The organism is Candidatus Nitrosocosmicus oleophilus, assembly GCF_000802205.1.
In the GTDB taxonomy this organism is placed as follows: domain Archaea; phylum Thermoproteota; class Nitrososphaeria; order Nitrososphaerales; family Nitrososphaeraceae; genus Nitrosocosmicus; species Nitrosocosmicus oleophilus.
The window spans coordinates 1,583,191-1,606,037 of the sequence record NZ_CP012850.1 but is presented as its reverse complement, the minus strand read 5'-3'; the positions used below and the strand labels follow the sequence as shown (position 1 = coordinate 1,606,037).

At 32.1% G+C, this 22,847-nt stretch carries 25 protein-coding genes; 14 read left to right on the top strand and 11 right to left on the bottom strand.

Annotation, left to right across the window (positions count from 1 at the left end; genetic code table 11):
- Nucleotides 1-126 precede the first annotated feature (126 nt).
- Nucleotides 127-315 carry a hypothetical protein gene (locus tag NMY3_RS07790; protein ID WP_196818343.1) on the bottom strand — a complete coding sequence of 63 codons (189 nt, stop codon included), beginning with the start codon at nt 313-315 and terminating at the stop codon, nt 127-129.
- A 204-nt stretch (nt 316-519) separates the two neighbouring features.
- On the opposite strand from NMY3_RS07790, the gene NMY3_RS07785 reads away from it, so the two are divergent.
- Complete coding sequence (locus NMY3_RS07785) at nt 520-1,011, top strand: hypothetical protein (protein WP_196818342.1); 492 nt, start codon at nt 520-522, stop codon at nt 1,009-1,011.
- Nucleotides 1,012-1,592: 581 nt separating this feature from the next.
- On the top strand, nt 1,593-2,078 hold the full coding sequence (locus NMY3_RS07780; RefSeq protein WP_196818341.1) for a hypothetical protein: 486 nt from the start codon (nt 1,593-1,595) through the stop codon (nt 2,076-2,078).
- A 250-nt stretch (nt 2,079-2,328) separates the two neighbouring features.
- Here the strand turns inward: NMY3_RS07780 and NMY3_RS07775 are convergent, their stop codons facing one another.
- A complete protein-coding gene (locus tag NMY3_RS07775) occupies nt 2,329-3,048 on the bottom strand; it encodes a hypothetical protein (RefSeq protein ID WP_196818340.1) in 720 nt (239 codons plus the stop codon).
- Nucleotides 3,049-5,044: 1,996 nt separating this feature from the next.
- Here NMY3_RS07775 and NMY3_RS07770 point away from each other — a divergent pair.
- Both NMY3_RS07770 and NMY3_RS07765 read left to right on the top strand, forming a co-directional pair.
- Nucleotides 5,045-6,535: an ATPase domain-containing protein gene (locus NMY3_RS07770; RefSeq protein ID WP_196818339.1), complete on the top strand. Its 1,491-nt coding sequence runs from the start codon at nt 5,045-5,047 to the stop codon at nt 6,533-6,535.
- Between the two features lie 123 nt (nt 6,536-6,658).
- A complete protein-coding gene (locus NMY3_RS07765) occupies nt 6,659-6,979 on the top strand; it encodes a hypothetical protein (protein ID WP_196818338.1) in 321 nt (106 codons plus the stop codon).
- 39 nt (nt 6,980-7,018) lie between these two features.
- On the opposite strand, the gene NMY3_RS07760 is transcribed toward NMY3_RS07765, so the two are convergent.
- The gene (locus NMY3_RS07760; protein WP_196818337.1) at nt 7,019-7,237 is read right to left on the bottom strand and encodes a sensor histidine kinase; all 219 of its coding nucleotides are present in this window, start codon (nt 7,235-7,237) and stop codon (nt 7,019-7,021) included.
- Nucleotides 7,237-8,982, bottom strand: a complete 1,746-nt coding sequence (locus NMY3_RS07755) for a sensor histidine kinase (protein WP_196818336.1) — start codon at nt 8,980-8,982, stop codon at nt 7,237-7,239. Before NMY3_RS07755 ends, NMY3_RS07760 begins: the two co-directional genes overlap by 1 nt.
- A 235-nt stretch (nt 8,983-9,217) precedes the next feature.
- Between NMY3_RS07755 and NMY3_RS07750 the strand changes: the two genes are divergently transcribed.
- Complete coding sequence (locus NMY3_RS07750) at nt 9,218-9,673, top strand: M23 family metallopeptidase (protein ID WP_196818335.1); 456 nt, start codon at nt 9,218-9,220, stop codon at nt 9,671-9,673.
- Between the two features lie 814 nt (nt 9,674-10,487).
- Here the strand turns inward: NMY3_RS07750 and NMY3_RS07745 are convergent.
- Nucleotides 10,488-10,736 carry a hypothetical protein gene (locus NMY3_RS07745; protein WP_196818334.1) on the bottom strand — a complete coding sequence of 83 codons (249 nt, stop codon included), beginning with the start codon at nt 10,734-10,736 and terminating at the stop codon, nt 10,488-10,490.
- A gap of 615 nt (nt 10,737-11,351) precedes the next feature.
- Here NMY3_RS07745 and NMY3_RS07740 point away from each other — a divergent pair.
- Nucleotides 11,352-11,855 carry a hypothetical protein gene (locus NMY3_RS07740; protein WP_196818333.1) on the top strand — a complete coding sequence of 168 codons (504 nt, stop codon included), beginning with the start codon at nt 11,352-11,354 and terminating at the stop codon, nt 11,853-11,855.
- A 439-nt stretch (nt 11,856-12,294) separates the two neighbouring features.
- Here NMY3_RS07740 and NMY3_RS07735 read toward each other — a convergent pair whose 3' ends face one another.
- Nucleotides 12,295-12,936 (bottom strand): YsnF/AvaK domain-containing protein, encoded by a 642-nt coding sequence (locus tag NMY3_RS07735; RefSeq protein ID WP_196818332.1) that lies wholly within the window; start codon nt 12,934-12,936, stop codon nt 12,295-12,297.
- Between the two features lie 296 nt (nt 12,937-13,232).
- Here NMY3_RS07735 and NMY3_RS07730 point away from each other — a divergent pair, with 296 nt between their 5' ends.
- From NMY3_RS07730 to NMY3_RS07720, 3 genes are all read left to right on the top strand, one after another.
- Nucleotides 13,233-13,691, top strand: a complete 459-nt coding sequence (locus NMY3_RS07730; protein WP_196818331.1) for an SRPBCC family protein — start codon at nt 13,233-13,235, stop codon at nt 13,689-13,691.
- A gap of 20 nt (nt 13,692-13,711) precedes the next feature.
- On the top strand, nt 13,712-14,068 hold the full coding sequence (locus NMY3_RS07725) for a VOC family protein (RefSeq protein ID WP_196818330.1): 357 nt from the start codon (nt 13,712-13,714) through the stop codon (nt 14,066-14,068).
- Between the two features lie 458 nt (nt 14,069-14,526).
- Nucleotides 14,527-14,931, top strand: coding sequence for a hypothetical protein (locus NMY3_RS07720; RefSeq protein WP_196818329.1), 405 nt, complete (start codon nt 14,527-14,529; stop codon nt 14,929-14,931).
- A 1,238-nt stretch (nt 14,932-16,169) separates the two neighbouring features.
- On the opposite strand, the gene NMY3_RS07715 is transcribed toward NMY3_RS07720, so the two are convergent.
- Entirely contained in the window at nt 16,170-16,460 is a 291-nt protein-coding gene (locus tag NMY3_RS07715; protein ID WP_196818328.1) for a hypothetical protein, read from the bottom strand.
- Between the two features lie 221 nt (nt 16,461-16,681).
- Here NMY3_RS07715 and NMY3_RS07710 point away from each other — a divergent pair, with 221 nt between their 5' ends.
- Both NMY3_RS07710 and NMY3_RS07705 read left to right on the top strand, forming a co-directional pair.
- Nucleotides 16,682-17,434, top strand: coding sequence for a DUF2382 domain-containing protein (locus tag NMY3_RS07710; protein ID WP_196818327.1), 753 nt, complete (start codon nt 16,682-16,684; stop codon nt 17,432-17,434).
- Between the two features lie 42 nt (nt 17,435-17,476).
- Nucleotides 17,477-18,253 (top strand): DUF2382 domain-containing protein, encoded by a 777-nt coding sequence (locus NMY3_RS07705; protein ID WP_196818326.1) that lies wholly within the window; start codon nt 17,477-17,479, stop codon nt 18,251-18,253.
- 132 nt (nt 18,254-18,385) lie between these two features.
- Here NMY3_RS07705 and NMY3_RS07700 read toward each other — a convergent pair whose 3' ends face one another.
- Complete coding sequence (locus NMY3_RS07700) at nt 18,386-18,556, bottom strand: hypothetical protein (protein WP_196818325.1); 171 nt, start codon at nt 18,554-18,556, stop codon at nt 18,386-18,388.
- Nucleotides 18,557-18,860: 304 nt separating this feature from the next.
- Between NMY3_RS07700 and NMY3_RS07695 the strand changes: the two genes are divergently transcribed.
- Nucleotides 18,861-19,619, top strand: a complete 759-nt coding sequence (locus NMY3_RS07695; RefSeq protein ID WP_196818324.1) for a YsnF/AvaK domain-containing protein — start codon at nt 18,861-18,863, stop codon at nt 19,617-19,619.
- Between the two features lie 581 nt (nt 19,620-20,200).
- Here NMY3_RS07695 and NMY3_RS07690 read toward each other — a convergent pair.
- Nucleotides 20,201-20,347, bottom strand: a complete 147-nt coding sequence (locus NMY3_RS07690) for a hypothetical protein (protein ID WP_196818323.1) — start codon at nt 20,345-20,347, stop codon at nt 20,201-20,203.
- Nucleotides 20,348-20,630: 283 nt separating this feature from the next.
- Here NMY3_RS07690 and NMY3_RS07685 point away from each other — a divergent pair, with 283 nt between their 5' ends.
- On the top strand, nt 20,631-20,855 hold the full coding sequence (locus NMY3_RS07685; protein WP_196818322.1) for a hypothetical protein: 225 nt from the start codon (nt 20,631-20,633) through the stop codon (nt 20,853-20,855).
- 152 nt (nt 20,856-21,007) lie between these two features.
- Entirely contained in the window at nt 21,008-21,685 is a 678-nt protein-coding gene (locus NMY3_RS07680; protein ID WP_257720021.1) for a magnesium transporter CorA family protein, read from the top strand.
- On the opposite strand, the gene NMY3_RS07675 is transcribed toward NMY3_RS07680, so the two are convergent.
- A complete protein-coding gene (locus NMY3_RS07675; protein ID WP_196818320.1) occupies nt 21,686-21,967 on the bottom strand; it encodes a hypothetical protein in 282 nt (93 codons plus the stop codon).
- A 120-nt stretch (nt 21,968-22,087) separates the two neighbouring features.
- Nucleotides 22,088-22,585, bottom strand: a complete 498-nt coding sequence (locus tag NMY3_RS07670) for a hypothetical protein (RefSeq protein WP_196818319.1) — start codon at nt 22,583-22,585, stop codon at nt 22,088-22,090.
- Nucleotides 22,586-22,847 lie beyond the last annotated feature (262 nt).

Sequence of the window (22,847 nt, the reverse complement as noted above, 5' to 3'; positions counted from 1 at the left end):
TGATACCTATTTAAGGATAAAGAAATTAATATCAAGTAGAAAAATTATTATGGTATGACATACACTTTGATCAACGTAGCACTCTACAATACGTGTTCAGGGAGCATATGCTATTTCACCAACTAACTAGATGCTATTAACTATTGACAACGCTATATCAGTAGTTGTGCCAGGTTTAACGAATTCCATCCCCACAGGAGCTATAACTAATATTCCAAAAAGAAACCGTAGTAATACTACTATTACGATAATTGCTATTATAATCAAAATTATTGTCCAAAGAGTTCCGAGCATATCTTCAAAAAGTAATGTCAATAATAGTTTATATACATGTACAATCAGTTGCCTTGCATGGTTCGTGTTTTGGTAATATCAGTCGATCTTCTTAATTCTATTTTATGAATGGCAAGGCATTTTCATCTATCTTGTTATTACTAAAGACTAGATCTTCTTTTTCTATCTAGATATTATTGACTAGAATGTTCAGTTTTTAAATATTTTGTTAATAACTTTATATTAATGAATAAAATTTTCTTATTGGTTTGTGTTATATCGTTAGTATCTATATTATTTATGAATACTATCGCTCTTAATTCTTTTGTTAATGCCCAATCTGGAGAAGGTCTTGAGATCACCCCTAGCGTTCAATGGAGTGAGGATGTAGAAGGGACTTTCAGTTATTGTGTATACGAAGGGACCGTCACACTTGATTCGGTAAATGATCCAGAAGCATTCTGCATCGTTCCTACTTCCGATACGCCTTTTGAAAATATGCAATCTTTGGTAAACGATGGTATCAATACATATGAGATGGAGCCGATTCAAACCCCAGCTGGTTTATTTAAGGATGGTGCCCCATATTCTGTATGCGTTACTTCTTCCCCTTTCTTGCCTCTAGAATCCGGTTTTAATACAGCAGAAAGTTGTCAACAATTCACAAACCAAAAAGGAGATCATCCAGAAAAACCATTCATCAACCTTGACGACGGATTGTTCTCTACAAGTAATTAATGTCCTTAATCTACACAACTGACTCTACTCATCCTACGCATATTATCGGTTTTCATTATTAGTGCAATCACTCTAAGTGAATAATGGTAGGCTACAGCGACTTAAGAAAAAAATATGTTATTGTTGGCCGACAGCGGTACTATAGGTATTATTTTTACTTTGTGTGTTTACATTGTCCCCTGAACTAGTTGTATTGTCACCAGTCTTTTACCTTTATCACTACCTCCACTTTGGGCCAATAGATTAATGCCCTGTTTTGTTTACTTTTACTTTGTGCATGCAAATTATTACAAGAAACAAAAGGTCCCGAGCCAAACATTTTGTTTAGATGACTGGGATCGACCTGTGCCTTGATTAGCGTGTTAGTTGTAGTAATGTATTCATGGTAGTTGAAGTTGGACTTACGGGGAGTAGTAAAGAAATCGCTAAGACTACATTAATGATTAAAATTTTATTTATAGTAATGAAATTATTCATTTAATGATTTTACTAATAGAGTATAGCATCCTAGAAAATTGTCTAAAATAAGGTTATTCTCGCACCAATCACACTATAAAAACTTTGTTTCATAGGATATTACAATGAAGACTTTCATGAATGTTAGCGTCCCAGTAATACTAGCCATTAGCTTGGTATTATTACTAAATACGGGAAGCTCCAATATCTATGGACAAATAATAGGACAGACAAATCAGACCAATCAAACAAGCGGACAAAATTCTACAGAACAAGCTCAACAACAATTACAGCAGGCCGATCAACAAATGCAACAAGCTCAGCAACAAAAAGATCAAGCACAACAACAATTAGCTCAAGCAAATCAAACTCAGTCACAAACTAATCAATCTAAGCAACAAGACCCAGAAATGAATGAAAAATTGCTTAATTACACAAATGCAGCAATCTTAGCTTTAAACGATGATAACACTAGTGCAGCACAAGATAATCTAGTTCAGATTCAAAACGCATTGATCAACGCAAGTGGAAAACAAGTAGTAGTAGTTCCAGCTCCAGCTGTATCACCATCCTCATCATCTGATGATGGCGAAGACGGAGATTCGGGCTAATTTTTTTTATATTTTAACTTTAATTATACATCTCTTATTATGAAAGTGTATTCATTATTGAGAGTCTATTATTTTGTTCCACTATAATGAATGTCTATTTTGATTAAATTCGATCTCTATTCAGTGGATATCATATAGTAATCCCCAAATGGATAGCAGACTTTGATAATCGCTTTATCCAATTTCTCGAGATCTAGTAGGTTTTCTATAAACTATAAATGAAATATTGACAGAAATAGAGAAGAAAGTATTAATTTATCTTTCTCGTTTGATTTTTAGACTGATGATATTTTTGAGTTGATAATAATACATCGTTGTTTTCTCTTTCGATTCTCTCATATGCTGATATATTTCTTTTTCCTATTTCCGCAAGATGTTTGGATTGTTTCTTTGTGTTATCGATTACATTTTTGAATAATTCAATATTACTAAATGCCATATCATTAAAAATTCTACTCATAGATATAGTATTTTCTGCAAAATTATTTACTATTTTTGAGTATATTTCTGGTATTCTTCTAAAGTATTCTTGATTATTCAATAATTGGGAATTTACATTGTATAGACATGGTGTAGATATTGACTGAAGAGAATCGATCGTTTGTTTTTGATATTCAAGGTAGCTTTCTGCAATATTCTTAGTAGCCTGAAGTGTTTGTTCTTGAAGTTGATTGACAGTTTCAGTATAACGTGGAATCTGATTTCTTGCTTCTCTTATACTTTCATCTATCCTTTGTTTTGACTCATCGAAAGATTGTTCGATTGATGCGGTGTTTTGTTCTACAATTCTATTATACAATCTTTGGTTACTTTGAAAAATACTTTCTTGAATATTGACATTATTGTTATCTAAAGATGAATTTTGGTCATTATTTTCTATTTTGTCATTTTTGGACATCATATTATTATAGTATATGTACAATATAAATGCAGGTATCAAATGGTTTTTAATACCAACCAGTGGGTTCATACATCGCTAATCAGCTCATACTGATCAACCTACAATATTACTAGAGTTAGATAAAAACCTCCCGGCAACTCTATCTATCTAGAGTTTCTTTCTCTGAGATCCTATACAATACAGCATCAGTGTTATAGCCATAAAAGGCGGCGATGTGTAAAGTACTAAATTTAATAAATCTATTAGATTTTCATGTTGGAGGTAAGTAGTAGCCATCCGCCTTGAGACTGACCTGAACTAAAATGTGTAATATTTCTTAGATATCTATTCTAGTTGTATCTCACTATACCATAAAGGCGGCGTTTCTATCTTCACCTAATTCTCTGATACATTAAGCGAACTGGAGGTCTCCTGTACTCTGAAGTATTAAGAGTAGTGGTAGATCTGCAAGCCTCTAATGGACATGTTGAACATGTAAGATGGGGATGAAATTGAGTTAGAAGATAAAGACAATCATATTAATTTGATAAAAAATAACTTCCCCAATAAATAAATTTCGTTACTAATAAAAAGAATAATGTAGTTCTATAAAGTAAAGAATGATGATGTTGGACTCATCATTCCATAGCAGGTATGGACGTCAACTGTCAATCACTCATCCCCTCGAAGAATTAGTCGCCGAACTAATTTGGAAAGTGCTTTGTTTTTAGATGCTGGTTTTGGACTTTATATCATCCTCAGAATATTACGAGGACTAATTTCCCCCACGATACTCTGAGTGTATAATACGTTCTCCTTCTTAAGAATTATTTATGTTAGAACTTTATTCCCCTAAAGATTACATTCTAGATCAACATTGCTTTATTTGAGAATTTCAACAGTGTCTCTCACCTACGAGAAGTAGTTCTTAGCATCTTCTCATGGCTAATGATTAGACGCGATCGTAAGAAATCCTTAGATATATGAATAAGAAATATTGATCATGTCTACTTCATTCGAGTTTGGTTGCGTCCATTGTGGTAGTAATATTCAAACTAGAACACCTGATGTAGTGCATATAGAAGCAAACAGGAAAATTAGAACTGTTGGTAATTGGTTTGATTGGTATAATAACGTAAGAATGAATGTCAAATGCTCTAAATGTAATCGAGATAATCGGCTTTATTGGTATAAACCAGCGAGGTATTTCCAGAATTGGAATAGATACTAACTAATCACTTTTTCATCGGTGTATAATTCCTATGCGAAGGGAATTTTTTCAGATGTTCATCTCCCCAATACATCTTATACTTTAGTTCTTCGCTAGGAACACTACTAATAATATTTGTACTTCCAAATACAATTCAATAATTCATATTATAATTTATTTATTATACAAGTTATCTGACGCTTTTTTACAACGCTAATTAGTGCAAATATCTGACGATAAGTTGACAGAGCCCTTTGAAATCCCTTTAAATAAAATACAGAAATCCGTCGGTCATGGAATTGCAATAGATGAATAAATTTTAGTATTAAATTATTCTCGCCCATTTAAGATAGTAACATGTCATATTTTTCTTTTTTTTTTGAATACATAAATAAATTATATTTTGGTTGTATGTTTATAAATAAATCAAAATATCAGTTATTCTCGATACCATAAAAATTTTCTTGATATCAATGATATTTTCTCATTTACTCATGTTGTTTTGCATGCTCAAATACTGGATTTTGAATAAACAAATTTAGAAATAAATCAAATGAAAAATGTCCATATAAATTAAGAAATATCACCTTAATCACAAATAAAAGTATAAGAATATTTTTATGATGTGCGTCAAAATAAGGTATGATTTAACTAATTTTTCTTATTTTTAGAGAAACATCTACAGCTTTCAATAGAAACCAGGTATAGGAACGATATCGTACTGAAGTCCACCGGACCCGAGCCTTTGTGAGACTTATCCAATTTACACGAATAACTAAACTTATATGATTAATTTCAATTCTTCTTATCGATATACTAATGATATTATAAATTTATATATCATCATTATCAATAAGCCGTAGATTAATTTTGGATTTGGATCAGAGAATATCAACAGGGGTTCCAAATCTTGATTCTCTAGTAGAGGGCGGAATACCTAGGGGATTCACCATAATGGTTGCAGGTAATTCAGGCACTGGTAAAACTATACTTGGATCACAATTTCTATACAATGGTTTAACTTCCGAACCAGACGAACCTGGTGTTTATATCTCCTTTAGTGAATCAAAATCACAATTTTATGCTACCTCTAAGAAGTTAGGAATGGATTTTCAAAAATTTGAAGATCAAGCAAGCTTTAGTTATCTCGATTTTGTCTCCCTTGCCAATGATGGGATACAAGATGCTTTTGAGGAAATCTTGGCTGCTATAAGGTCGATTAATGCTAAACGAATAGTACTTGATTCATTTTCAGCTCTATCCATGTCATTTACAAATCGAATTGAATCTAGAATTACAGTACAAGTATTTTTGGGGAAAATTATGAGAGCAGAGGGAATTACTACTTTAATTATTTCAGAAATCCCATACGGAAGTAACGATTTAGGCAATGGTATAGAAGAATCTGTAGCTGATGCGGTTATAAAACTAGAACACGGACCAGATAATGCATCTCCAATTTTTCTCAAGGTGTTAAAGATGAGAGGAACTGCCATTAATAGAGAAAAACATGTATGCAGCATTACTAGCAAGGGGTTGACATTGTATCCGAAACAGCGAATAGAAATGGACTTTCCTACTTCAGAGAAAAGAGTTTCAAGTGGAATTGTTAACCTTGATGAGAAAATTGATGGGAAAGGGCTTGTTGAAGGTACATTATCTGCAATTATAGGAGCCAGTGGTTCTGGAAAATCCACGTTTGCTTTTCAATTTATTGCAGAAGGTGTAAGAAAACACAATGAATCTGGAATATTTTGTTCACTAGAAGATTCTGAAGGAGAAATAAAAAGAATGGGTAAAGGATTTGGTTATAATATGAATGATCTGGTGTCAAATGTGCAAAGTCAAGAGGAAGACAAAAAAGGAGTTGTTCTAGGAGATAGAGAAGGAGAACAAAGTGCTAGATTATCTATTCTATCGTATAATCATGTCGATTATAACCCTGATGCTTTTATCGCAAGTCTAGAAGAGAATATCAAGACAAAGAAACCAAAAAGACTTGTTATAGACGGCCTCTCAATCTATGAACATAGGTATAAAGATGATTTGCATGACATAACAGAGCGTATTTCTAGTCTTGTGCGCAGATATCAGGTTACAACGCTCGTTACTCTACTTGGGGCTCAGAAAAATATTTTCCAGGTTACTGAGCTGAATTTATCCCCTCTTTTTAATAATGTAATCCTGCTTAGATTTGTAGAATTATATGGACGTATGAAACGCATAATGATGATTTTAAAAGTAAGCATGTCACATCAGGATGGGGCCATACTAGAGTTTGTAATTACAAAAGACAAGGGCTTGGAAATAGTGGGTCCTATTGGGGACGACTATACCGGAATTTTCTCAGGTATTGCTAGAAAGTAGAGGAAGAGTGCAGAATATGACAACTACGATAAATGATTCCAACATGATATGCAGGGGCTATCAAACATGTATAAACCGGAAATTAAGAGACTACAACCATTCTAAAATAAGGATTGAATCCATTTGCAAAGAGAAAAAGATTTTGTAAAAATATATGGAGAATCTGTGAATGAAGCTCTATCTGTGATGGGACCACATATTGCCAGAATTATTAAAATTCATGTCCAAGAAAAATACTCTATCCGGCTGACAGATACTTACAATAATCCTCATGAGCTTACTAATGCTTTAATAGCTACTATAGATGGGGGGACAAGAGTCATTCAGAGAAGAATCCTTCGCATACTTTATGAAAAGATGGGAATCGAACCGAATTTTGTCATTAGCACCAACTTTGAAGAAAAAATACTTGAGGCAAAAAAATTGTTTGAAAAAAAGGAATAGGATACACATCCAGACTTTAACACATAAAAATGAATGGGTTCAATTTCCTGTTCGTACTAGTGGTAGTGTAAATCTAAAAGTAGCACCCCTTTCATTCTGATTGTTTTCTGCCCAGATTCTCCCTCCATGAGCTTCGATAATAGCTTTAGTAATATACAATCCCAGCCCTGTTCCTGAATATCTGTTAGTGGCAAATTTTGTAAACAGTCTTGGAAGAATTTCAGAATCTATGCCTTTACCAGTATCTTTAATGGTCACTAATATTTCATTTTTTTGTTTTCTTTAGGAATACGGTCATCGTCTCTTTTCTTGTTCTCGTGGTTCATACTCTTTGATATAATTATACTAACATAATTACTGTCAATATCACTATTTTTCTTATTTCTGTAGATAGAGTTTAAGGAATTACCAATAATGTTTGATAGGGCTTGACTTATTTTACTTCGGTCTATCATTACATCAAATCCTGTCTTGTTGTTTACTTGATCTAAATCTAAAGTCGAAATAATTTCTAAGTTCTTCTTCTTACGATGCTCAACTTCATCATCATCACGATTGTTATTATCGTTCTTATTATCTTCTATCCGCTTTTTACTTTCTAAATCAACTCTAAAATCTTGAACAATTGTATTAACTAAATGTTCCAGATTTGTTATCTCCTTAGCTAAGATCATCGTGCGTGATTCTATTCGTGCAACATCTAACAAATCATCTACTAATCTTACCAACCTGTTTGCATTTCTCATAATAGACTTTAGATAATTCTGATTATCACTGCTGTCATCAGGATAATTTTCAATCATATCAATATATCCTACGATAGCTTGAGTGGGTGTTCTAAGCTCATGAGCAGCCAAATTGATAAACTCTAACTGTAACTCTGAGTTTATCTTTAATTTTTTATTAGACTCTATCAACTCCTTATTGGAAATTTCAAGTTGGTCCTTTACCTTAGCTACATATCCAAGGACTTCCTTTTCATTCAAAAGAGTATCGAATAATGCCCCATAGTTGTTTACAATTGATTTATTATTGCTATAGACTCCGCAAATATCGCTGTTCTTGAGTTCAGCTGATGCTTCTACCTCATCTTTATCATCTTCTTCTTTTCCTTCACCATTTAACAATAGTATTTTAGAACTATCAACAATCAATACGTTACCCACGGTACCTGTGATATGTTCAAGTTTAACATGATCTTTAATATCAGAGATTAAATTCAAGATATCTTTATCAAATATTTCCTTGTTTTTATAATCAGAATAAAGAAGGATTATTCTTGCTTTTTGACCTATGGCATGTCTTAAACTTGCTACTAGGCCTATTTTGCAGAGATGTTCTAAATATTTAACCGAACTAGTAGTTAAAAGAACCTCAGAACTTGCATTATAAACACTAGACAATAATAAATGTTCACTTTGCTGTTTATGTCTAATTATCCTCACTGTATTCTTCAAATCATCAATATTACTGTTACTTCGTGGGTCAAAAACCTCATCGCGAAAATTGCTGTTGAGGATATTATCAAAATTGGATAATCCTTTTTCGGAATTTTCTAATTCTTTAACTTTAACAGATGCAGGGATGGAATTATCCCAAATTGTATCAAAGAATTTTTGTTGTTGGTCTACAAATTCCGGAGTGGAATTGTTACCAAGTAAGAGATCCATATTTTTGTTCCTTTCTATTTTCTCTTTATTACCCTTTGGGTGGGAATTATTGGCGCTATAAAGAAACCAATACTTGTTTTTATAGAGTAGAAAGTTCCCTTGAAGGTTGTCTAAATGACGAAGATCAAGTACCTTCATTAAATTCTTGCAATAGTCAATGTTTTCTTTAGTTACTTCAAGAATGTATCTGGGTTTTATTTCATCTTTATTTATTCTATTAAAACCAGGAAAAGAAGTTATTAATAATTTGTGCTCAGAGGATATCAATTCCAGTTTCCTAAAATCTCCAAATATATCAAAAGGGGATTTTGATTTGGATGATATTCTTGACACTGATCTAATACATTTAACATCCCTTTTATATTTATGAACCTGTCAAGAAAACATTCTCACTACATGGTAGTAATTTAACAAAATAAACAAAAATATAAAAAGTAGTAGAATCGGATACCGGAAAGAATAGTCAGATAGTCCAATCGTCAAATATCTAATATGCCTACATGATGTAGAGATGGTCTTATTATAGTTTATTAAATTATGATCAACATAAAGTGAATATTTTTTTTATATGAGAACAAAAAACATATACGCATTACCCATCCCAAGAGAATTGTTACAAAGGATAGATAGATCTTCTCCTGCTCATGTTGGTAAGCTTCGAAATGCAGTGGATTTTATCGCTCCTATAGGTACACCCGTTCTTGCGGCAGCAGACGGTGTAGTTAGTCACCTCAAGGATGACTCTAACGTTGGAGGACCTGATGCATCATATTGGTTTTACACTAATTTTATTACTATCAAACATTCAAATGGAGAATATTCCAGATATGACCACCTTGATTACAAAAGCTCCAAGGTCAAATTAAATCAAGTGGTTCATGTCGGTGAAGAGATATCCAAAGTTGGAATGACGGGGTATACCTATATTCCACATCTACACTTTCAAGTATTTATTTTTACAGGCTATAATATTTGGACAGATTTTGAAACAATAGAGATTAAAAATTTTAGAAATATTATGTAAACCAGTCTTGACGGGAGTGTCGTCATATGATTCGATAGAGATGATGGTAAAAGTCAGTATCCAACTGTAAAAATTCAAATTGACGTACTTATGATGAAGCCAGATTATTTAATTACTTTTGTTATAAGAAAAAAGAGTACACTTTATCTGTTCCTGCAAATAAATGTCAAAAGACTAAAATAATTAAACTTCAGGTCATATCACCATCTAACGCAGAGAAAAGAATTATCTTTAGCGGTGTTGATAAGAATAAGATAGTCAAAGGGGTCGAACTGGAATCACATATTTGTGGCTGCTGTGGATTTGTTATAGCAGAAAATGTAATGACATACAATTATCGCCATATAATATTACAATGCCTGAATTGTTAATCATATAACGAGGCGTCAAGAAATGACACTCTTAATGCACTTTGAAACGGGTCAGATACTATATAAAAAATTGAATCAATCTACGAGGTTCATATTCGAAAGGTCTGTGCTGCACCTGTTGATTTAATCACTTCGCTATTGATCCAGAAAACAAGGGAATTCTCGCACTATTCATATCAAAAGATAGGAACTCGTGATCCTCTTAAAAAGTTGGATCTCAACATCTATTCCTTTTTTTAATTTACAAAATAGTTTTAAAGTGGTTACAAAAACGGGATAATGATGAATCAAATAATATTTTGACTATGATCGTTTTCTATTCACCGTCTTTGATGGTTTGTAAAAAAGAATCATTGGGTGATGTTGATGGCTAAAACTCTTTAAACCTGGATTTATGATCACGTCTCTATTACTTTTCTTATTTAAAATTGCCATTCAAAAAACTAATCTTCAGTTTTCACGAATGGATCTATTTTTTGTTCGTCTGAATACACATCATCTGAATTGTTAGGATCTCTCTGGCTATGAGCATGTTTGATATGTTCGTCTAGTTCAATATTATTGCGTGCAACTAATCCACAAATACTGCACTGTTCTCCGCCTGGTTTTTTATCATCTATACTATGTTGGCCCACGTTTTCCTTATCTAACCCTTGGGCTTGGGGTATATCAGTACCTGGATCTGAACCCATACTAAAAATATTATAGTCTAAATATTAAACTTTTTTTCGATAAGCAGGCTACGCTTATATTTGAGTAACATTTGAACCAGTCTCCTGAACAACCTCTTATGTAACTAATCCTAAACTTTACATTTGGAGCTGCCCGCTGAATTTATTTAATTTTTTAATTTATATTATCAATAACGCCTATTACATCAAAAAAATAAGTTTACCCCCACTCCCTATTTTACTTACTGATTCATGGTATTTGTAATAAACTGTGTAAATCATTTATAGCAACATCTGTCGTCTGCAGGTGACTAACCCTAGATTAAATTATTCAATTTTTCGAATAATTCGGTATTCTAGTCATTCTGTGGAAAAGTCTCGGCTGAACGCTCGTGATATCTGAATATCAAATGTAGAATATAGCCGTATACATTTAATATCTGAAGACATTGTAAATTTGGCAACTTATCGCATGCCTGCATGTCGTCCTCAACTTTGAACATATTTTTTATCCTAGAGAATAACGCCCGAATTTATAATTTAGTAAATTATTTTTCTCTTATTTTTAGTAGTAATATCCAGAAGTGTGAATTGTTGATGGTTAAATAACATATTAAACAATTCAAGACACATACTGTGACGGCAATAACGCATAAAATAAGTGAGTTCCTCCAGCAGTCCTATCAAAAATATTACTACATTATTTCTTTAAATAAAAATCTACTCATTTCAGGTACGATAGGCTTTCTGTCAAGTGTAATTATTGCACACTTTTCTGCTCAATATTCCCTTAATTATGTGCTTAATTCTGCATTGACTGTTATTACAGGATTTCTGACGTATAAAATAGTATTTTCGATTCTTTTTCACCTAGACAACAAACAAAAATACACAAAGATATATAGTGGAAAAATCAATTTTCATGCCTTAAGAAAGATTCTAATTAAAATGATTTTTGCTAGCTCCGTATTTGATATTGTTAATAACCTAACGAGGTTTTTTCTTATAATACAATTATTAAAATTGGATTATTCGGCTGTTGAAGCGGCTACTATTTCATCACTCATTGCATCACTTCTTTCATACGGAATAATAAATTTAATTGCAAAATATATTCATTTATTTAGTCAGAAAAATTAAGATTAGAAATATAATTACTAATTATAGTAAAGACTTAGAATGCATCTGATAGTTATATTATTTTTAACCGCTAATTAATTCAGGCATATATTTATCACCAATATAAAATGAATCTAGAAAAATATTCATTTTCTTACTTTCTATATTAAAAGGAGAATATGCGTGACTGAATTCTTAGAATACATTATTAATAGCCACGTCATCATTTCCTTTTTACAATTCATTGAGCATCTGTATGCTTGTAATAACCACTAGTTTGTACAGATTACATTTTCTGTAGTTGTGGTCAAATGATTATGATACTATATAATAGTATAAGTTGCATTATTTATTATATTAATTTGTATAATACTAAGGATGATTACAAAATAGAATAATCGTTTCTAAAATTTTTAGGTATTTTAGAAATACCTATATCAAATCTCACTATTCTTGCATACTACATACTTGCTGTATTAACTTGCTCAGATGTGATCTCTTCTGTAACTTGTCTGGTTTCTGTTACTGGTTTTTTCTTTATCACCACTTCCTCTTTTACATAAGGAGTCTTTGAAACTTCTACTTCTTCACTCTTTAAGGGTATTTCGATATCTTCTCTTGAAGTAATTGGTTCTTGTGTGGTCGATGTGTCTCCGGTTGGTTGCCTTCGTTCGATTGACACTTCTTCATGTGTTACTGGCACTTCGATAGTTTTTGTTTCTGTAACTGGTTCCTTTGTAATAGTAGTATGGCTTTCCTCAACTCTTTTGTTTACGTCTAATCTTTCTTCAGTGAGTGGTACTGTCACTTCATCTTTTACTTCTGAATGTGACGTTTGCTCTTCCATACTCTGAGATGGTTCTAGAAAGACTTCACCCTGATATTTGCTTGCTGCTTCTTCTGCAGAAATACTAAAACGAACTATATCGCCATCAAAACTTTCAACCTTTTCTTGAGGTATGAAGAATTTTTCTTTATTGATAATACCTTTTTGTACAAAAACATAACCATTTGAAAAATCTTGAACCTCACCAAAATCCTCATCATTCGAACCTCTGGCTTCTTTTTTTATTGCGTCATTCCAATTAATAGTTGAACTCATAAACTAAGTTATATAACATTGTTTATATAGATAGATACAATATTACTATCCATGGTAATAGTCATAGTTTGTCTACACTAGTAAGTTATTATTACAAAATAACAATTTATACGACCATAATATTCGTTATTATTATAGGTGATATCGATTTGTATAGGATACACCCATCGGCATACTGCAAAGAAGATGATTAATGATTTTGACTTTTGAAAATTGTGAATATGGTTCTTTACTAGTGCTAACTATCATTTTGCAAGGTTTGGTTGAATATAAGGTTTGCCTTCAAAAGATTTTTAATGACGACAATAACAACAAATGTCGACATCCAAGCACCTGTAGAACAGGTTTTTGAGTTTTATACAAATCCTGACAATATTAAGGATTCATTGCCACGTGATATAGTTAAAGAATCAGAAAATCTTTCAGGGCAAAAAACTGAAGAAGGTTCTGAAATGAAAGTAAAAGGAGAATATATGGGCAAAAAAGATGAAATGATCCTCGAAGTTGCTCAAAAAGAACAAAATAAAAGACTTGTCACTAGACAAACAGAAGGTCCGTTTCAAAGCTGGGAAAGTATACAAGATTTTCAAAGTAATGGTGGTAACACTACGACAGTAAATCATACTATAAACTACGAATTACCAACAACAGGAAAGATTGCTAACTTCCTGACTGGAAGTCAAGCAGAAAATAAAATTAGACAAGGAATACAGCAAGCAGCACAAACAGTAAAACAAAAGCTAGAATCAAGTTAGTCACCTTATTGAGATCCAAAATGTCAAACAATTCCTTAAACACAATCAACTATTTTGAATTACCATCAGACAATATTGAACAATTAAAAGGATTTTATTCATCAATTTTTAATTGGGAATTTGAAAAAGGTAATGACACTTCTGACTACTGGTACGTGGAAAACGCTGGAATAAAAGGAGCCATACTAAAAAGACGTAATGCGGAACAAAAACCTACAATGTATGTGGAAGTTAATTCATTAGACGAGTGTGTCGGTAAAGCAAAAACTGCTGGAGCCGAAATTGTTTTGGATAAGCAGCAGGTCTCAGAGGGGTACTTTGCTATATTGAAGGACCCTCAACAAAACATAATAGGGGTTTGGGAACCAAAGTCATAAAAGGATGAATTTTTTACCGATGTTCTGATTTGTCCAACCAATAGGACATGATAAACAGAGACCAAAATAACAACAACACAACTATAACCACATAATCGAGTAAATGGGCGGGTGAAATTCAAATGTCAATATCATCTAAAATGTCACCATATTTTGGATTATCATTTTTTCTATTATTATGAAACTAATCTAGACATTTATTTCCAGGCGTGATATTTCTGTCAGATACGCAGTTTTTATTCCAGCCAATCGAATAAATTATTCACATTTCTCTTTTTTCCAATTCTGGCTTTCATAATGACATTTTTTTATTTCAGTCTTTTACCAAATTCTTATTTCGAATCCCTCGTTACTAAAATTCGGATTTAGGCATTAAAGTCATAATACGGATAGCAGGGTAGAATATGAGGGAAAGGTTTGATAAGATCTATTTAAAGTATAGAATCTAAATTGTACTAATGAAAAACACTTTCATCATTCTGGTGTGCACTGCCGCTTTGCTTTTTACTTTGGCATACACTGGAACAGTATACGCTCAAAATCAAAATCAAACAAATGCAACTTCTCAAAACGAGACAATGGCAACTATTACAGAAAAGCCACAAACAACAATAGCAAATCAGACTACCATACCAGCCGAACAAACGACAGTTACTGTTAATCAAACAACAAAGCCGATAGATCAATCCCAAATTCAACCACTCGGAAACCAAACATTGACACAGCAACCTGGAAATTTATCAAATCTTGAAAATAAAACACTAATTCAACCCACGGGGCCTGCTATGACCACTATCGCCAATAAGACCACAGTGCCATTTAACCAAACTACAATTGAAATGGGCAATATGACAAATTCATAATCTATCTCTTCAACAACCCTTTCACTCCACAATAACCAATAAAAAAATAGAGTAATAATACAAGATCTATATTGATAGTTCTTGGTTCATCATTTTTTTTAATAAATTGTAAAAATATTTAAGAAACAAAATAATAAAGATTCGTCCATACTTTTTCCAAATTGAAACATATTCGTTTTTACTATGCTGCGAGTGTCCTTGAGAACATAGAGATGATATTCTAAATTAACCTCAGGTGGAAAGTCTTAATACTTCTAAATCTTGTAGTCAATTAACACCGAAGATTCCCGTATAGTCCCAGTTACTTCAGATATTAACAAAGCAAAGGTTCCAGCTCCTCGTAAAAAAAGAAAAGATGAGCATTACCTATCATAGGTATAAGATAAAAGATACAATCATTATCATAAACTTAACATTCTCAAGACAAAGTTGTAAAACACTTGGATTTTTCAAAAAATGAAGGTATAGTATCAAGAACAGGCCTGAGAAAAAGGCAAGTAAACTTCGCATGAATAAATCTTCAAACGTCTGTTTAATCATTTATAAATGCGTAATAAGGGAGAAGATTCGGTGTGAGGAAATTTATTCCTCTATCTACGCATCAAAAAAAGACCAGACGGACTGAAGTAGTCTCTATTACTTTTTTCATGATCTGTTCTCCTGTCAGAAAATGTCTATTGCTCCTAGACTGGTATGGGGTTTTATTTAACATGGTTTATAATGTCATATTTTTGGCCCAATTCTTTTAGTGGTGATAAATTTATTATATGATTGTTTGAACTGCAGGAAGGTCATATTAAATATCGATACTAAATGAAATAATTGCTAAACCAAATCTTATTATTTGACTAGCTAAATCTCGTACGGGGGATTTGTATTAATAATTATTAACCTATGATCTTTTCATGTTCAGTTGTAATTGTTATAAAAATTATTAAAAATGAATGGCTAATACATACCTTTTAGGTGGCCATAATATCCAATGAGATTCACTGAAAATAAATAGGATAACGGGGTATTGGCATTATTTTTTTTATCCCGTGAATAACCATTATTTCTTTTTCCAATCTCGGCAAGATGTTATGAGTGTTCTTTTGCATCTTGACTGCACACTTGGCTCTAATGAGCGAAGTGATGTTTATAGTGATTTCCATCGGGTAGAGGCACGAGAGGTCTTCGTAGTTTTTATCTATTTAGTAAATATATGACTAAGTCGAAGGAAACTAGTATATAACATATTATTCATTCTTTTGTGGACTTGATAACTCTTTAGCGGTGTCTGCAACGGTATCCTTAAGTTCTAAAGCTTTCTGTTTTGCCTTGTCAATTATCCCATGTTTCTCATTACCACGATCTTTAAGATCATCTTGCTTTTTTTGTATTTCATAATGAATGTATTTCAGGTCTTTCGAGTTAACCACAACGGGATAACTTTCAAACGTGACTACCTCTCTATTTTCCAGCCTGACCTCAATCTTACCTATTCCTTTTTTTACTTGGTCAGTGTTAACTTCTTTAATTTTAATCAATAAATAAAGTATATATCATCGTTAATAAGCATAGTAAAAAACACAACTACCTTACCTAAACTATGAACGGTATCTGTTATAAGTGAGTTATTAATGAATGCCTGTTCAAAATAATTCAATATTAGTATGTATGCATGATCTAAATGGATGAATACAAGAATCAAAAGTAATACTCAAAGTATTTTGCACACTATTATAAATATTAATAATATATATTATTTATGAATAACAATTCTATAGTCCCGCATGACAATATAATTACCCCGATTAAAGATAGTCTTCCTTCCCGGGACATTAATTCGCAACTAAAAGAAGTAATTGTAGAAAGAATTCCGATCCATGCGGAAGAATTTGAGGTTACGAAAGAGGTTACAGAGACGAAACTATATTTGGAAAAAAGGTGGATAAAATCAACAAAAAAAATTGAAGTCCCTATAAATTATGAGGAGATGTTCATAAATGGAAAAGAATTTGACTCTTACAGTCACAATGAATTAGTTGAGATTTATTCAAAAGTTAAGGAAAAAATTTCAGAAGTGTTTAATCCTAACCAAACTGAAGTAGATGCGAATCAACACGATAAGAGAAGGAGTGGATATAATCGCCATTACCCAAATGATTTGGACATACAGCTACAAAAGGATGAAGATACAACAAAAACAACATTGCTTCCTACTGAGAAGGAGTCTAGTCAGAGTGAAAAAAAGCCATTACTGTCTAATTCTGAAGATAGTACAGTTAATAGTCAGATCCAACTTTCTGACAATATCAATAACAATAATAGCTTTGAAGAAGAGGAACAAATTATTCCTATTTGGGGAGAACAAGTAATAATAGATAAAAAAATGGTAAAGCTTGGAGAAATAACAATTAAAAAATCTCGAATTGTTGAAAAGCGTCACGTTAACGTAGAAGTTAGAAAGGAAAAAGTTACTGTCAAATATCCTGATGGCAAGAAGGAAGAATTTACCTAATATATAGAACATGATTAAATATTATGTTATACAAAAAAATTTGTGTCTGGTAAGGATGAATCAATAAAGTCTAAGAATATTAATCTTGACGGGGTCATAAAGAAAGAAGTTATAGGAATTGACGGACTCGATTTAGGAAAAGTTATAGAGATAGGGAATACATTTGTTGTCACCCAAAGAGGTTTAATAGATAAGAAAAAATATCATCTCCCAGTTTCATCAATAGAAAGTTTTGATGGAGAAATTTTGAAATTGAAGATCAATGAATCTGATCTAAAAAGTTACGAACAAATAGAGGATAATTTATTCGAAGGATACTCATCTTTTAAAGCATCAGACATGTCACAAGAGGTACAGACAATTATTCCACTGATTGATGAGAATTTAGAAGTAACTAAAAAGACGATAGAGGAGAATATGCAGATAATAAAAGAACCAATTAAGGAAACTAACAAAGTAGAGATTGAGTTAATATATGATAAATTAACAATAACAAAAAGGCCTTTTAAGGAAAATACTGTTAGAAAGAAAGATGAGCCCATTTCTTATGAATCAGATGGTGATTTATCGGTTACTCAAATAGAGAAAAACGAGGAGAAAGAGGAGTGGAGAAGACAGGATGAAACTATGGAAATAAGCATGACGCTTGAAAGAGAAGAACCCCTTATAGTGAAAAGATCTCGAGTTAAAGGAGAAGTAGTAGTAAAGAAAGAAACTTTGTTTGAAAAAAAGACAATAACAGAGGAATTGATTCAAGAGCACATGAAATCAAACGATATCGAACCTACAAGAGTAAAAGAGGAGCAGACATTAAACTAGAAAACAAGAGGTTTCAACTAATGTGAATCGTAGGTTGATAGCCTTAAATGAGGAGATAGACATTGAAGTCTGATCTGTTTTGAAGGTTTTGACTTGTGTAACGTCCATATTTATGTGGTCGGCAATTAATTCCTATTGCCAGGATACCACAGAGTCACCTATCATTTTGTTTTCTTTGATGGAGTAATTACCTTCAATATCCTTACTTTTTTCCATTGCTTTTCTTTTCTCTATAAAAAAATTAGTTTTTTGTTTATTTGCTCTTTTATCTAATATTGTTCCTAGAAGGATTTCATCATTCATACTCATTCGGATCAAAATAAAATTAATTATCTGCACAAAAGTAATTTAATAGGATAGCCATTTGTAGTAGCATTTCAATTGAAAAATGCAAAGTGTTTGTTAATGACAGTATTAAAAAAGATTTAAAGTTACAAAATTAAATAATACTTATTTTTTGAACCTAAAAAGTAAAGATAAATAATTTATCCACCTTTCTAAAAAAAATTTCGAAAGTATCGAAATGGTTGTGCAATACAAGAGAAATAGATACGTGGAAATAAAATCCTATCAACCATATATAATTTGTTAAATAAGTATCATGTATATGTCATCTGAAAATAACAATGAGATCAAATGGGATGAAGTTATAGGAAAGGAAGCACTAGGTGAGAATGGCATAGACTTTGGTACGATTAAAGTAATATCAGGCGACTATATCGTTACCGAAGTGGGTATGTTTAATAAGAAAATATACCATCTACCGAAAACTTCTGTGAAACACTTTAATGGAGTTTTCCTAAACTTCTCGCTAAATGAGTCAGATCTCCAAACTTATGAACAAAAGATTGGGGGAAGTGTCTTTAATGATAGTTCTTCCTCAGGATCACCGGATAAGATAAGGAGAGAAGAAATGTCAATCCCATTGATAAGTCAAGATCTAAATGTAACCAAGAACATTACTGAAGATAATATAAAAATTACAAAAGAACCTATAAGGGAAAGTAAGAATGTAGAGATCGAGTTAATGCATGAAAATGTAACAATTGAAAGAAGAGATATCATAATGAATGATAATTCATTTGACAAAGGAACAAATATTAATTCAAACAAGAATGATACTTCCAATCAAGAACCCCCTCAGGAAGCCGAGAGCGAAGATTCAATGTATTCAAAGAAAGAATTTTTGATTCCAATCAAGAAAGAAGAGCCTGTAATTACAAAAAAATCCTTTGTTAGAGAGGAAGTAATAGTAAAGAAAAAACCGAGAACTGAAACTAAAACAATAGCAGAAGAAATAACAAAAGAAGAGATTAAGTATGACAGTGAAGCAATAGAAAAAAACAGACCCGGAATCCCTCTATAACTTCCGTGATTATTTGTATTGTTAATTAGAAGCAGGCTAATTATTTGATTAAAGCAAATTGTAAGTATGTAGTTCCGATATTGAGTGATTGGCTTCGAAGAATCTAAGACTATAAAAGAATTCTACTGTTTTAATCAATTTTCCATAGAAATATTTCATCTGAAATGATACAATCCATTATCCATCCGTAAAACTGCTGGTTTCGTGATACTTGTTAATAAATGAGATCCCAATTATCCTTAATATTTTGCCATTCCAAAAAGGGAGACCAGGTGACTAAGGTTATTCATGAAAGTAAATTCTAGATATTTGTCCTTAGTAACTATTTGCTTCATCTTGATTAATTCTTTTCTATCTTAGTCATTCCCCGTTTTCGGTACATTTCGCTTGCCTGTTCAGTATTCGTACCTGTTCAGTATTCGTACCTGTCTGACCTTCTGAAGTAATTTTCTGATCGCTTGGGTCTCGACTGCCGTAGGTTCTCCTGTAAGTAATTTAGCAGGAGTCATGGGTTCCTAATCTGAATACTCTGTTAAGGGATCACTTTTTCTATTCTTGTTTGTCGCAGCAATTCCTTCTTCCTATTCTTTATCAGTTGAATTTACCGATATGTTTTCGGTTTGGTCTAAAGTATCCTTTGCGTTGTCTGCAACATCTTTCGTAGAGTCCACAATTGCATCTTTTACATCTTTTGATTTTTCCTTGACTTTATCAATTATTTCACCCATTATTAAAAGATTTTCTTATGAACAACATACTATAATAGGCCCACAAGTAAAGAGACATTTTACCCGATAGAATTAAAATATCCAGTAGGTAGCAATAACAAAAGTCAAATTATCATTATGATCTTCAAATTGCTAAATATAATATATTATTGGCCTTATTATTGGTAAATCATAATAAGGTTTTAAGTCAGAACCAAATGCAGTAAGAGCACCGAAACCTATTCTTTGGATCTCTTGATAAGATCAAAGTTGCCACAAACTTTCAGATTATTCTACCTTAAGAATGAAGTTAATCATTTTAGCTAAAGTATTTTTAATTCCACCACTAATCAAACTGTCATTGCAAGCAAGTACCACCAAAAAAACTATTTGTTATAATTCCACAGGTCTAAAAGAAAATGATAGCAAAGTTGAACTTGCAAAGGGTTTTAGATTGTGGATTGATATAGTTGATCCAACCAATGTGGAATTGCTTGATATTCAGAAAGAGTTTAACCTGGGATATTAATGCAATCAATCTTATAAAGCAGAAAGTAAAAAGACCCCAGTCACGTATTTTAGATAATTATCTTTTTACCATAATTTTGGACATTCAATACAAAACCCTCAAACAATTAACTATTGAGGGACTCTACATGTTTATAGGAAAAAGATTGGCTAATAACTATCCATTCTCCCAATGTTGATTTGATAAGTCCTATAAAACATATATTTGAACCGAAAAACAAAAAATTAAAAGATCCAAATATCGATGCTTTATATTATACAATAATTAGCGAGGTTATAGGAAAATATGAACATCTGTTAACTTCAATAGAACATACTATTACTGATCTTGAGCAAAAGTTTTTGTATAAAAAGCCTTCAAAAAGCATGTTCAGTTATTTAGATACTGTGGCAAAGCAAATTATTATTTTAAGGAGGCATTTTTGGTATACACACGATATAATGAATTTTCTTTCACATACTCAAGCAGATAAGGATGAAATTAAATATTTACGTATGGCTTACGATGACATAAATCAGCTAATTGAACTAATAGAATCATATAGAGATACCATAAATTCAACACGAGATTTGTATATTGCAAACGTTTCCCTACAATTAAGCGATACTATGAGAATTTTGACTATTTTTAGTGTGATATTATTGCCATTGACATTGATAGTGGGTATTTATAGAATGAATGGACTGGATTTATCACATCTAAATAATATACCGTCAGGTTTTGTCATTGTTATTTTAACTATGGGGGTTATTGTCTTACTGTTACTGCTATTCTTTAAACATAAACAATGGATCTTCATTAAGGAAAGGGAAGAAAGTGTATTGTCATGATTACTCCACCTCTTTTCCAGCAATTTCAGATAAATAGCGATGACCATTCCGTGTTCCCAGATACTTATAATTTTCTAGATTCTCTATTATGTCGCCATCCATGATCCATTGAAAAGTTCTTTTTTCTTTTTCACTTATAGAATCATCTTCGGTGCAAACTAGCGTATCATGTTGATCTATACTGAAATTGTATCCGAGCACCTTGGTTCCCTTGGTTAAGAGAAGGGTGAATGGACTTTGATCGTTAGGTCTAGGGTCAAATTCATATATTTTTAATCGCATGTTCTAATTTCATCCCTCTTTCCTTAATTGTTTCCAGGACTTCAAAGTAAAAGACAGAATCACGTTATCTCAGACATATAAAATAGGAATTTTCTGATGAAAGATCTTCAAAGTATTTCATTATGAAACTACCGATTTCGCCATATCAATACATCGAGTAAGATGTCTTTGCTCTTCTTTTAGTATAGATTTTACTGTTGATAATGCTTTTTTATTATCAAAGTTTGAACAAATAGTCTGTAAAACTTCATAATGAGCTACCTCACCACCTTCAGCTAAACATAGGAATTCTAAAGCTTCTGACGTATCCGGTTTCTCTCCAAGATATATTTTCATAATGTTAGTTGCTTTTTCCTCTGTTTCTTTGGCAGACTCTTCTACTTTGTTTATGTCCAATTGCACATCTTTATCTTCAGAGAAGATACTTGCAACTTCTTGGATTTTTTCCTCATGATTACTTGCCTCTTCTTGGATTTCCCTAGATTCATCCTTCGAATTAGACTTTAATAATTTCATCGATATTAGCTCATCCACTGCTTTTTGAGCTGCTCGTTCTAAACCTAAAACTTCACCCAATTTCTTTTGTAAATTTTCTATGTTTTCTTTTTTATTTGGCATTGGAATTTCTTATGTATAAAAATTTAAATAACTCTACTAGAGATCCGATTTTTTATTAACTACATTTTTTCTCGTTTGATTCTATACTCTATCTTTTCATTTTATGGTAACCAAAATGAAGGATGATTGTAATTCCTAGATGTAAGTATTTTTTTTACTTTGGTCAGGATGATTTGATCTGAAGGTTCATATGTATCGCAGGCATGCTAATTTAGAACAGGATTGGATAGACTATTTGACTTAGTTTGTTCGTTATCAATAT